We start from the raw sequence: 1,275 nt of genomic DNA, 5'->3' as shown, positions 1-1,275 counted from the left end.
AGCCGTATTTTCGACGGTCGTAACCCGGCGTTCAACTATCAATTCCAAAACACGGAACAACGGGACGATTGGGAGTATTACCGCCAAGATGTATTAAAGGAGCCGGAAATTTGGAGTACGAAAGGTTGGGAGTTTTTCAAGACGGAAATAAACAGCGTCTTAATAGTTGATTTGCCCGCCGAGCAAAACCCCGCCGACCGATACCCGACCCCGTATTTTTATTGGCTACCTATCGAAAGCGTCATAACCTTTGAGGCAAACCGGACAACCGGGGTTATGGATTGGATAATTTTCCGCCAACCCGATAAACGTATTGCAGTTATTGACGATGAACGATACAGAGTATTTGCAGAGGACGACGGCGGCAACATAGGCGAATTATTGGTTGATAACCCACACGATTTGCGCTATTGCCCCGCCCGTTTCTTTTGGAACGAGCCAATGAATTTGCGAGAACCGGACGTTAAACAATCCCCGCTGACAAAAGAATTGGAGGCGTTGGATTGGTTTTTGTTTTTCCATATATCGAAGCGGCATTTGGATATGTACGGGGCGTACCCGATATATTCCGGTTACGAACAATCGTGCGACTTTTCAAACGCCGAAAACGGCGATTATTGCGACGGTGGATTTTTGAAAGACAAACAAGGGTATTACAGGTTAGACCAAGCCGGGTTATTGATGCGTTGCCCCAAGTGCGGCGACAAACGGATTACCGGGGCGGGTTCCTTTGTTGAAATACCGATACCGGACGGGGACAAACAACCCGATTTGCGGAACCCGGTGCAAATGTTGACCGTTGACAGTTCAAGTTTGGATTACAACGTTGAGGAAGAAAAGAGATTGCGGGAAAACATTATTACCGCCGTCGTCGGACAAAACGAGGAAGTAACCCAACGGGAGGCGTTCAATGAACAACAGGTTAAAGCCGCATTTGAGAGTCAAAGCACGGTATTAAACCGAGTGAAAAAAGGCTTTGAAGCCGCCCAACAGTTCGTCGATGAAACGGTTTGCCGATTGCGATACGGCAATATGTTCGTATCTGCAAAAGTCAATTACGGCACGGAGTTCTATTTGTACGACGCAAGCGAGTTGCGGAGCCGTTACAAGTCGGCAAAGGAAAGCGGCGCAAGTGAGGCAGAATTGGACGCCCTACAAAATCAGATTATCGAAACGGAGTACCGGAACAACCCAACCCAATTGCAACGTATGTTGATATTGGCAGAGTTGGAGCCGTACCGCCATTTGACCCGGAACGAGGTATTGGATTTGTAC

The 1,275-nt window shown here is 47.8% G+C and carries 1 protein-coding gene; it reads left to right on the top strand.

Annotation, left to right across the window (positions count from 1 at the left end; genetic code table 11):
* Positions 1-1,275 (top strand): hypothetical protein (locus ACFFUV_RS23345; RefSeq protein ID WP_390198302.1); only part of this gene is annotated, 1,275 nt, incomplete at both ends.

It is taken from the genome of Vibrio olivae (genome assembly GCF_042428525.1).
Classification (GTDB): Bacteria; Pseudomonadota; Gammaproteobacteria; order Enterobacterales; family Vibrionaceae; genus Vibrio; species Vibrio olivae.
This window is presented reverse-complemented; position numbering and strand designations above follow the sequence as displayed.